The organism is Arthrobacter sp. MAHUQ-56 (assembly GCF_019710585.1).
GTDB lineage: Bacteria > Actinomycetota > Actinomycetes > Actinomycetales > Micrococcaceae > Arthrobacter.
Map to the genome: position 1 here is coordinate 148,370 of NZ_JAIFZQ010000007.1, position 11,043 is coordinate 159,412.

The following is an 11,043-nucleotide window of genomic DNA, read 5'->3' on the forward strand; positions in this document are numbered from 1 at the left end:
CACCTAGGTGCGCCATCCCGCCGTCGTGCGTTCTCCATCGCTGTAATCCTGCTCTCAGCGCGGTAATGCGGGGGGCCCGTTGAGGTTTGAACGGGCGTCCTCGGGTAAGTTGTACATGGTGAAATAGACCGAAATTTTCACAACCAAGCCGACCCACAGGGAGACGCCCGCGCATGTCCAAGATTATCTACACCCACACCGACGAAGCGCCGATGCTGGCTACCTATTCGTTCCTGCCGATCATCGAGGCGTTCGCTTCGACAGCAGGTGTGGAGGTGGAGACCCGCGACATCTCGCTCGCCGGCCGCATCATCGCCGTCTTCGGTGACTACCTGACCCCCGAGCAGCAGATCGGTGACGCCCTTGCTGAACTCGGTGAGCTGGCAAAGACGCCGGAAGCAAACATCATCAAGCTGCCCAACATCAGCGCCTCCATCCCGCAGCTGAAGGCCGCGATCGCAGAGCTGCAGGGCCAGGGCTACGCACTGCCCGACTACCCGGACAACCCCAGCTCCGACGAGGAAACTGCCATCCGCTCGCGCTACGACAAGATCAAGGGCTCCGCCGTGAACCCGGTCCTGCGTGAAGGCAACTCGGACCGCCGCGCACCGCTGTCCGTCAAGAACTACGCACGCCAGAACCCGCACTCCATGGGCGCCTGGACCCCGGACTCCAAGACCAACGTGGCCACCATGGGCCAGGACGACTTCCGTTCCAACGAAAAGTCGGTGGTCATCGAATCCGAAGGCACCATCGCCATCCAGCTGGTCCGCGAGGACGGCTCCGTCAAGGTCCTGAAGAAGGCCTTCCCGGTCCTGGCCGGCGAGGTCATCGACGGCACCGTCATGCGCGCCGCCGCCCTCGATGAATTCCTGAAGGCCCAGGTTGCCCGCGCCAAGGAAGAAGGCGTGCTGTTCTCGGCGCACCTCAAGGCCACCATGATGAAGGTCTCGGACCCCATCATCTTCGGCCACGTGGTCAAGGCATACTTCTCCGAGCTGTTCGAAACCTACGGCAAGCAGCTCGCCGCCGCCGGCATCAGCCCCAACAACGGCCTCGCCGCCATCCTGAGCAGCCTCGAGGACCTGCCGGAGGACGTCCGCGACGGCGTCCAGAACCTGATCAAGAAGGGCCTGGAAGACGGCCCCGCCCTCGCCATGGTGGACTCGGACAAGGGCATCACCACCCTGAACGTCCCCAGCGACGTCATCGTGGACGCCTCCATGCCCGCCATGATCCGCAGCTCCGGCCACATGTGGGGCCCGGACGGCAAGGAAGCCGACACCCTCGCCGTCCTGCCGGACAGCTCCTACGCGGGCATCTACCAGGTGGTCATCGACGACTGCCGCGCCAACGGCGCCTACGACCCCACCACCATGGGCACCGTGCCGAACGTTGGCCTCATGGCCCAGGCAGCCGAGGAATACGGCAGCCACGACAAGACGTTCGAAATCCAGGAAGCCGGCACCGTGCAGGTTGTGGACGGCTCCGGCAACGTCCTGATCGAACACGAGGTCTCCGTTGGTGACATCTGGCGCGCCTGCCAGACCAAGGACGCCCCCATCCGCGACTGGGTCAAGCTGGCCGTGACCCGCGCCCGTGCATCCCAGACGCCGGCCGTGTTCTGGCTGGACGAGGAGCGCGCGCACGACGCCAACCTCATCGCCAAGGTCAACGAGTACCTGAAGGAGCACGACACCGAGGGCCTTGACATCCAGATCATGTCCCCGGTCAAGGCCATCGCCTTCACCCTGGACCGCATCCGCAAGGGCGAGGACACCATATCCGTCACCGGCAACGTGCTTCGCGACTACCTCACGGACCTGTTCCCCATCCTGGAACTGGGTACCAGCGCCAAGATGCTCTCCGTTGTTCCGCTGATGAACGGCGGCGGCCTGTTCGAGACCGGCGCCGGTGGGTCCGCCCCCAAGCACGTCCAGCAGCTGCTCAAGGAAAACCACCTCCGCTGGGACAGCCTGGGTGAGTTCCTGGCCCTGGCCGTCAGCTTCGAGCACCTGGCCACCACCACGGGCAACGCCCGTGCGCAGGTCCTGGCCGACACCCTGGACCGTGCCACCGGCACCTTCCTGCTGGAGAACAAGTCCCCGAGCCGCCGCGCCGGCGAGCTGGACAACCGCGGCAGCCACTACTACCTGGCCCGCTACTGGGCCGAGGAACTGGCCAAGCAGACGGACGACGCCGACCTGGCCGCCGCGTTCAGCTCGGTCGCCGGCGAGCTTTCCTCCAAGGAAGAGACGATCGTGGGCGAACTGGCCGAGGTGCAGGGCTCGCCGGTGGACATCGGAGGCTACTACCACCCGGACGACGCCAAGGCTTCAGCTGTGATGCGTCCGTCCGCGACGCTTAACAAGGTCATCGGCAGCCTGAGCTAGGCATCGGCGCGGCCCGGCACCTGCGGTGCTGGGCCGCTGGCCAAAAGAGGCGGTGCTCCGGGATCCCGGAGCACCGCCTCTTTCATTCAGGGTTCTGTTATGGCAAGGCAGTACCCCTGCCTCAGTTCTTGCCCTTGCCCTTGTCACCATTGTTCTTGCCGGCGTCCGTGCCGTTGCCGGAGGCAGCGCCTGGGGCAGGGGCCGGGGCGGCCTGGGACACCTTTGCTTCGGGGGCGGGGGAGGGGCTTTGCGCGGCCGCCTGCTCTGCGGCGATCCGGGCGTCCTCCGCGGCCTTGGCCTGTTGGGCGGCGAGGGCCTCGTTCAGGTCTGCCCGGACGGCCGTTGCCACGGTGGTGATGCTGCGCCGCCGGTCCTCTGAGACCCGGCCTTTCGCCTGCGCGGCCGAGAGATCGGACTCAAGTCCGTCCAGCGCTTTCAAGGCTGAGGCCGCATCGTTTTGGGACGACGCCTGTGTGACCTCCAGGACCCGTGCCTGCAGCTGGGTGGCGACGTCCCGCTGCAGGCCGTTGTTGGCGGGCGCGCAAGCACTGAGGACAATGGCTGAAAGCACCAGCGCCGAGCAGCCAAGTAACAGCCTGGCGGCGCGGCCCGGGGGGAGTGTCACGGCTCCACGCTCTTCTGAAGTTCCTGCAGGTGGTCGCCAAGGACCCCGGTCACCGCCGGGTAAGGGACGACGTCGGCGGGGGTCTGCGCTGACACGGTCATCATGACAGCTGCCACCGCGGCAGCCACCACCACGAGCCCCAGGACCAGCGCCAGCCAGAAGCGCTTTGTCCGTGTTTGGGGATGAAGATTCCGGGCGGTCGCGGCAGCGGGCTTTTCGGTTGCCGCTTCGCTGCTGGCTTCAACGCCCCCTGTTCCGGCTGCTTCCCGCAGCTCATCCACGGATTCCTCCGCGGTGATGGAGGGCGGGTGGAAAGGCATGGCCGGCAGGACGCGGGTGGTCTCGGGTGCGAGCTCACCAGGTGTCGACGCCGGGGAGACAAGCGCCTGCCGCAACGACGTTTCGATGTCGGCGGCGGTGGGCCGCTCCAAAGGTTCGATGGCGGTCATGGAGCGGATCAGCTCGGCCCACTCCGACGGTACGTCTTCGGGGATCTCTGGTGCGCGGTGAAGGCGGGCAACAGCGGATTCCACCGGGCTGCCGGGGTACTCCACGGTGCCCTTGATGCATTCAAGCAGCACAAGCCCCAACGAGTAGATGTCTGTGGCCGGAGACAGGGGCTTGCCGAGGGCCTGTTCAGGGCTGAGATAGGCGGCGGTGCCCACCATGGTGCCGGTGGCGGTCAGCCGGGTGGAGTCGACAATCCTGGCGATACCGAAATCGGTGAGTTTGGGGCGCAGCGGCTCGCCGGGGCGGATCTGGACCAGCAGGATGTTGCCGGGCTTGATGTCGCGGTGGATGATCCCAAGGCCGTGCACATATGCCAGCGCGTCAGCGATGCCGGCGCCGATGACCGAAAGCTCCTCCACGGGGACACGGCTGTGGCGGATGCGGCTGCGCAGGTCCTGGCCCTCCACAAGCTCCATGGTGAGGAAAGGCCTGGGCTCATCCGGAATCCGGTCGTCGATGCCCGCGTCAAACAGTGTGACAAGACCGGGGTGGTTCAGCGTGGCAAGAAGCTGGATCTCGGCTTCCTGCCGCTTGAGTTCGTCTGCGTCCGGAGCCTGCGGGGCAAAAAGTTTCAACGCCACGTCCCGGCCGAGGTTTTCGTCCCGGGCGCAATACACCGAGGACATCCCGCCCCGGCCTATGACATCCCCCAGTCGATAACGTCCGCCGACCACTTCATTCTTGATGGAGCTAGGCGATTCCGCCACCATGACCGTTCCTCCCGGTGCGCCGCGGCACTCTCGTACCTCAAATTATACGGGCGGTGGAGTAATGCCGACGATTGGGGGGTGCCCCGTATCCGTGACACGCCGACGGCCCGGCGGCGAACCAAAGCTGGTCCGCCGCCGGACCATTGGCTACAAGGACATGTGTGCTGGACATGTTTTGTATTTCTTTTCGTAGTTTCCGGGCGGGTCCTCCTCTCGTCAGCTCGCTGGATGCTGCCGCTTCAGGCGCATGTGTGCGGGATTGCGGATGGTGCGTGGAGGGCTGCTACGACATCCTGCGCTTGCGGAGGAGCAGGACCCCCGCGATCAGGAGCAGCAGGGCCAGGGGAACCAGTGAGGCGTCCCAGCCGGTCTTTGCAAGGCCGGTGTTGGCGAGGCCTGCGTTGCCCAGTGCCGCGTTGCCGTTGGCGGAGATGCTCCGGGGAACCTCAACGGTTGCGATGGCGCCGCTTACCGCGGTGGACCCTGCGCCAGCCGCCGGCAGGCCACCAGCGTCTGCGGTGCCGGCGGCACCGCCCGTGCCGGTGGAGTTGTCACCGGGGTTGGCTGCTCCCGGATCAGGCGTTCCCGGATCGACCGTGCCGGCGTCACCGATGGTGCCGTCGCCCGGGGTGGAGGTTCCCGGGTCAGTGGTGCCAGGAGTGCTGGCGCCGGTGTCGCTTGCGCTACCCACCCCCAGGTCAACGGCCAGGCCGACCACGGCATCAAGCCCGCCGGTGCCGGAGGTACCGGTGCCCGGATCTGCGCCCAGGTCCACAGCGGCGTCAACCCCGCCAGCGGTCCCGTCACCGATGATGCCGTTGATGTTCAGGTCCAGGGCCGCATCGAGGGCGGCGCCGAGCCCGGAGGTGTCGGCGGTACCACTGTTGGTAATGCCGCCGAGGCCGAGGTTGATGGCTGCGTCGGCGGTGAGGTCCGCCGTCGTGCCGTCCGTGGTGCCGGTGCCGTTGGTGCCGAGGCCGAGGTCGACGGCTGCTGCTGCGATGTCGGTGGTTCCGGGGTCGGTGACCGTTCCGGTGCCGAGCCCCAGGTCTACGGCTGCGTCGGCGGTGAGGTCCGCCGTCGTGCCGTCCGTGGTGCCGGTGCCGTTGGTGCCGAGGCCGAGGTCGACGGTTGCGTCGGCGGTGAGGTCGGCGGTGGTGCCGTCCGTGGTGCCGGTGCCGTTGGTGCCGAGGCCGAGGTCGACGGCGGCTGCTGCTGTGACGTCGGTGGTTCCGGTGGTGCCGGGGTCGGTGACCGTTCCGGTGCCCAAGCCGAGGTCGACGGCTGCGTCGGCAGTGAGCTCGGCGGTGGTGCCGTCCGTGGTGCCGGTGCCGCTGGTGCCCAGTCCGAGGTCGACGGCGGCTGCCGCTGCGACGTCGGTGGTCCCGGGGTCGGTGACCGTACCGGTGCCGAGGTCGACGGTTGCGTCGGCGGTGAGGTCCGCCGTCGTGCCGTCCGTGGTGCCGGTGCCGTTGGTGCCCAGCCCGAGGTTCACGGCGGCTGCTGCTGCGACGTCGGTGGTTCCGGTGGTCCCGGGGTCGGTGACCGTTCCGGTGCCGAGCCCCAGGTCGACGGTTGCGTCGGCGGTGAGATCCGCCGTCGTGCCGTCCGTGGTGCCGGTGCCGTTGGTGCCCAGCCCGAGGTCGACGTCGGCTACGGCCGCGACATCAGTGGATGTGGTGGCCGTCGGATCTGTGGCGCTTACGGTGCCCAGCCCGAGGTTCACGTCAACCGCAGCGGCGACGCCCGTTGAGTCGGCCGGCGTTGGGTCACCCAGCAGGCCCAACGACGTCGAGTCAGCGGGAGCCGCCGCCGAGATCAGTGCCGAAGCGGAGAGGTCCGCTCCGGTCGTGGTATCCGCGGCATTTGCGGCTGTGCAGCCGAGGGCCAAAAGGCCGCCGGCAAAGAGGGTGCCAAGCAGCCCCCTGCAAAGGTTGGAACTCATGGTGGATTCTCCTGAGAAAGTTGAGGTTCGGGCGCTGTTCAGCTGCCCTGGTGGCCACGTGCTGCCCCAAAAAGGGCAGACGGGTCTCAACTAGTCAGGAGAAGAACCGGGGTCGAACGACACCGGTGCGGGCGCATGCTCGGGGCTTTCGAGGCCCAGCACGGCTCCGGCAATGCGGAAGAGGTAATCGAAGGAATTAAGCCAGGCGGCAGCCCCGGAAGGTCCGGCAGGCGATCCGCCGGAGCCCGTGCCGGAGCCCGGGGCCGCAGGTGCCTGGGCAGGTAGGGGTGAAGGATCGAGGGACAGGGGGTCCTCTACGGCGATTCCAGCGGGCGCCGATTGGCCGGCAGTAGTGGCTGCCAGAAGTGCAACGGCTTGGCTTGCCGGCTGGAGCATGCTGCCCGGAAGGGACCCTTCAGCGGCGGAGTCATCCGCCTCGGAGATGTTTTCAGCGGCCCGGGAATCTGTGGCGGCGGCCGCAGGGAGCGCCCCTGCAGCAGCATCCGCAGGACTCGTCGGCAGTTCGGGGCCCGAAACGACAGCGGGCAGCTCCGGCAGCTGGACGGGCAGCGCCTCAACCCCGGTGAGAAGATCGGAAACCGGCTGGAGTACAGGTTCCAGCGCCGGGACGGACTCGGCTACAGGGGCAACGGCCACCTCCACCACATCCGCCGCCAGGCTGTCAGCAGCACCTGCGATGGGTGCTGAAACGGTTGACACGGTCCCGGCAGGAATCACCTGGCTTACCACCGGCACCGACGCAATAAGATCGTCTGCCAGTGCGGAGACCGGGGCGGCCACGGGCTGCAGCACCCCGGTGGACGCCGCAGCATCGGAAGCGGAAGCTGTGGGAATGGATTGGGCCGGTCCGGTGACGGTTTCGGCCAGGGACGAGACCGAGCTGGTGATGCCGCCCAACAGGGATGAGGAGTCAGGACCGGCGTCCGCCGCTGCGGGCGTTGAGGAGAGCGTCAGCCAGGTGACGGCGGCGGCTCCGGCAAGGAGCGCCGGGCGCAGGGCACGCCATGGCGAACTCATGAGAGCCATGCGTACCACCCCCCAGTGACTGTTGCAATCGACACTGCCTACATCGTAAGACTGCTTATTACCGAAGTCCAGAAGCGGGTAAAACAAATTTACAAACGGGAAGAGCGCACTCGAAAGCCATCAACGGCCAAACCTTGGCCGTCACGCCGCTGACCCACCGGCGAACGCCGCACCACGGCGTCGTACCCGAGCGCTGTTGGTCAGTGGCTGTCGTTTGGATAGGTGACACCCAACTGGGCACGGACCCCATCGAAGAGGCGCATAGTGTTCAGCGTGTCTTCCAGCGGCATCACCGGGCTCTCGGTCAGGCACTGCTGGATGCAGCGTGTCACCTCCCGCAGTTCATAGGCGTAGCCCTTGCCTACGACATCAAAGGTTTCTGTCCGGCGGTCCTCCCAGCCCTTGGCGATGACCAGTTCCAGGGGGTTGTTGATGGAGCCGATGCTCTGCAGGTAGCCCAGGCTCCCGGCTACGGTGGCCGTCCGGGGACCGTGGGCGAGCAGGGAGGAGGTGAGCTGCACCTGGGCGCCGTGGTTGTAGCCGAGGGTCATGGCGTTCTGGGCGTCCACGCCGTCGTCATTGACGAAGCCGGTGGCACTCACGGTCTGCGGAAAGCCGAGGGTCCCAAGCGCCCACAGCAAGGGGTAGACGGCGAGGTCCAGGAGGGCGCCTCCACCGTCCTTTCGAGCCCACAGCCTGGCCGTGGGGGAGTACGGCGCCGGAAACCCGAGGTCGGCGGTGATCCAGTGGATGTCTCCCAGTTCGCCGGACGCTGCGATTTCGAAGGCGCGCTGCATGGAAGGCAGGAACCTGCTCCAGACCGCCTCCATCAGGAAGAGCTTCCGGCTACGGGCGGCGTCGATCAGCTCCGCGGCTTCGCGCGCGTTGATGGTGAAGGCCTTCTCGCAGAGCACATGCTTGCCGGCGTTGAGCGCGGCGAGGACGATTTCGTGGTGCTGCGCGTGCGGCGTGGCGACGTAAACGACGTCCACGGCCTCATCGGCGAGAAGCCGCTGGTAGCCGGGGACTCCGCCGTCGTCCCCGTAGGCCTTGGCGAAATCGTAGGCCACGGCAAAGGCGTCCGCGGTGTCCTGCGTCCGGGAACTGACGGCGTACAGTTCGGCGTCGGCGAGCAGGGCAAGCTCCTGCGAGACGGCGCGGGCAATGCTGCCTGTTGAGATGATGCCCCAGCGCAGCGGGTCCCCTGTGGCGGAACGTGGATCCTGGTCGGACTGGCTCGAAAGCCACGGCGTGGCGATGGGGGCACTCATAGCTGCCATCCTGTCACAGCGGGTGGGGGCCCGGTGGATTCCGGCCGGCAGGAAGGGACGCGGCGGAAAGAGGCCGACGGCGGCGGAACCGGAGTCCGGTTTCCCCCGCCGGCGGCCCCGGGGCGTCACGCCGTGGCCGTGACGGCGGTCCGGCCCCGCACCGGTTCCTCCGTGAGCTTGCCCTGCTGGAGCCGGAAGCGGCGGTCCGTCTTGTTCGCCAGGGCCCGGTCGTGGGTCACTACCAGGATGGTGGTGTTGTGCTCCCGGCTGAGCGAGCTGAGGAGCTCGATGATGTGGTCACCCGTCTGCTCATCCAGGTTGCCCGTCGGTTCGTCGGCGAGGATCAGTTTGGGCTCGTTGGCCAGTGCCCGGGCGATCGCCACACGCTGCTGCTCGCCGCCGGAGAGCCTGTTGATACGCCGGTCATGCTTGGTCGGATCCAGCTGGACCTGCTCCAGCAACTCCCCGGCGCGCTGCAGCCGGGCCGCCTTGCCCATCCCGGCGAACTCCATCGGCAGCATGACGTTGTCCACCGCCGACAGGTTGGGGATCAGGTTGAACTGCTGGAACACGAACCCGATGTCGCGGCGGCGGTATTCGGTCAGCTTGGTGTCGGGCAGGCTGGCCAGGCTTACGCCGTCGACCACCACGTCCCCGCTGGTTGGCTTGTCCAGGGCGCCCAGCAGGGAAAGCAGCGTGCTCTTGCCGCTGCCGCTCTTGCCTACGATGGAGGCCAGGGTTCCCTGCTCCAGGACGAAGCTGACGTCGTTCACCGGCTTGATGGTGCGGTCTCCGGAGCTAAAGGTGCGGACCAGGTTCTTGACTTCAATCATGGCTATTCTCCTCGCAGGACTTCGATGGGGCGGATACGCGCGGTGAGCAGCGCGGGAACCAGGGCTCCGATGACGGCGACCCCGAAGACGGCGGCGATGCCGCCGGCGATCACGCCGGGGGAGGCGCTTGCGGTGACGGAGTTGAGCAGCTGGGAGGCGCCGCCGAACGGGCCACCCTGGCCGCCGGGGAAGCCGCCGCCCGCTCCGCCGCCGGGGAAGCCGCGGCCCGTGGTGGCCGTCGTGGTGGTGTTGCTGCTGATGAGGGCAGACGCGATGCCGCCGCTGGCGAAGGAGGCGATGGCCGCGCCCACCGCACTGCCGAGGGCGGCCAGGACCAGGGCTTCCAGGACGAACTGGAGCCCGATGGTGCGGTTCGGTGCGCCGATCGCCTTCAGTACGCCAATTTCCCGGCGGCGCTCGCGGACCAGCATCACCATGATGAGCAGGATGATGATCCCGGCGGTGCCCAGCGCGGCGATGAAGGCGACGAAGGAAATGTTCTTCACGCTGTTAAGGGAGTTGAGGGCGGTCTGCAGGTTCTGGCCCTGCGTGACATCCGCCTTGTCGGTGCCGAGGGCGGCCTGCAGGGCCGCCTTGGTGGCGGCGACGTTTTCCAGGGAGTCGACGGTGACGATCATGCTGGACAGTTCACCCGGCGTTCCGGCGAGGGCCTGGGCGGTGGGGAGCGTCACGTAGGCGGCGTTGTTGCCGAAGGCGGTGCCGGCGTCGAACACTCCGGCCACGGTGTAGGTCTGGTCGCTGATGGTGAAGGTGGAACCGACGGCCAGGTTGTTCTTCCCGGCCAGGGTGGTGCCCAGCAGGGCGCTGGTGGATACTGCCGAATAGTCGCCCAGCCCGGCGCCCTGGGTGATGTCCAGGGCCTTGCCCGTGGTGTCGAGCTCCGCCCCGATGCCGGTCAAGGTGATCGGCAGGGACCGGGCGGGCTGCGCGGTTCCGGAGGCGCCAGCCGTTCCGTTGGCCTGCTGGTTGCGGTTGCCCAGCGTACCCGCGTCCACTGCGGCGGTGAGGCTGGTGGTCAGTGTTGCGGCGGCCTGGCCGCCAGGTCCGCCCTGTCCGCCGGGGCCCGCCTGGGTTCCGGCCTGGGTTCCGGCCGCGGTCTGCGCTGCCGCCTCACTGGCGTTGCGGAGCCGCAGGGAGGAGGTCCCGACGACGGCACTAACGTTCGCCACGCCGCTGGCCGTGGCCGCCTGGTCGGCGGTGAGGGGCTCACCGCCGCCTTCGAAGCCTTGCCCGCCCGCGGGATTGACGGTCAGGACGGTGCCAACGGAGGCATTGAGCTCCTGCACTTTCGCTCCAACGGCCTGGTTGGCCACCAGCATGGCCAGGGCCAGGCCGATGGCGACTGCCAGCACCGCGACGACGGCTGCAGTGCGGACCTTGTTTCTGACGGCATTGCCTGCGCTTCGGGCGAGGACGCTCACGTTACTCCTATTGTTCAGGCGCCGGCGCGGAAGGCCGGCTTCGCCTCCACCTTCACCGGGGATGCTGTGCAGGAATCCGGCCCTGCCTGTGTTTGGGCTGTGAACTGCGCTGGCGTGGTCCGCAAACGCCGGAAAGCCCGGCCCCACGAGTGAACTGGTCCCCAAAAGTTGGACTCGTGAATGTGCGAAGAGTCCACTTTAGCGTCCAGTGATCCGTTACTTCTCAGGAAAGCGCTCCGTCCCATTGCGGACGGAGCGCTTTCTTGT

Annotated in this window: 8 protein-coding genes; 1 reads left to right on the forward strand and 7 read right to left on the reverse strand. The window is 67.4% G+C overall.

All coding sequences use genetic code 11. The features are described from left to right. Positions 1-173: 173 nt before the first annotated feature. Entirely contained in the window at positions 174-2,393 is a 2,220-nt protein-coding gene (locus K4G53_RS04080) for an NADP-dependent isocitrate dehydrogenase (RefSeq protein WP_221384227.1), read from the forward strand. A 121-nt stretch (positions 2,394-2,514) separates the two neighbouring features. Here the strand turns inward: K4G53_RS04080 and K4G53_RS04085 are convergent, their stop codons facing one another. The 7 genes from K4G53_RS04085 to K4G53_RS04115 all read right to left on the reverse strand — a co-directional run bounded on the left by K4G53_RS04085 (position 2,515) and on the right by K4G53_RS04115 (position 10,776). Next, a complete protein-coding gene (locus K4G53_RS04085; RefSeq protein ID WP_221384228.1) occupies positions 2,515-3,018 on the reverse strand; it encodes a hypothetical protein in 504 nt (167 codons plus the stop codon). After that, entirely contained in the window at positions 3,015-4,238 is a 1,224-nt protein-coding gene (locus K4G53_RS04090; protein ID WP_221384229.1) for a serine/threonine-protein kinase, read from the reverse strand. The genes K4G53_RS04085 and K4G53_RS04090 overlap by 4 nt, the downstream gene beginning before the upstream one ends. 283 nt (positions 4,239-4,521) lie before the next feature. After that, positions 4,522-6,183, reverse strand: coding sequence for a hypothetical protein (locus tag K4G53_RS04095; RefSeq protein ID WP_221384230.1), 1,662 nt, complete (start codon positions 6,181-6,183; stop codon positions 4,522-4,524). Between the two features lie 90 nt (positions 6,184-6,273). Further along, positions 6,274-7,221: a hypothetical protein gene (locus K4G53_RS04100; RefSeq protein WP_221384231.1), complete on the reverse strand. Its 948-nt coding sequence runs from the start codon at positions 7,219-7,221 to the stop codon at positions 6,274-6,276. A 209-nt stretch (positions 7,222-7,430) separates the two neighbouring features. Next, complete coding sequence (locus K4G53_RS04105) at positions 7,431-8,501, reverse strand: Gfo/Idh/MocA family protein (RefSeq protein ID WP_221384232.1); 1,071 nt, start codon at positions 8,499-8,501, stop codon at positions 7,431-7,433. A 125-nt stretch (positions 8,502-8,626) separates the two neighbouring features. Further along, a complete protein-coding gene (locus K4G53_RS04110) occupies positions 8,627-9,334 on the reverse strand; it encodes an ABC transporter ATP-binding protein (RefSeq protein ID WP_221384233.1) in 708 nt (235 codons plus the stop codon). Positions 9,335-9,336: 2 nt separating this feature from the next. Further along, the gene (locus K4G53_RS04115; protein WP_221384234.1) at positions 9,337-10,776 is read right to left on the reverse strand and encodes an ABC transporter permease; all 1,440 of its coding nucleotides are present in this window, start codon (positions 10,774-10,776) and stop codon (positions 9,337-9,339) included. Positions 10,777-11,043 lie beyond the last annotated feature (267 nt).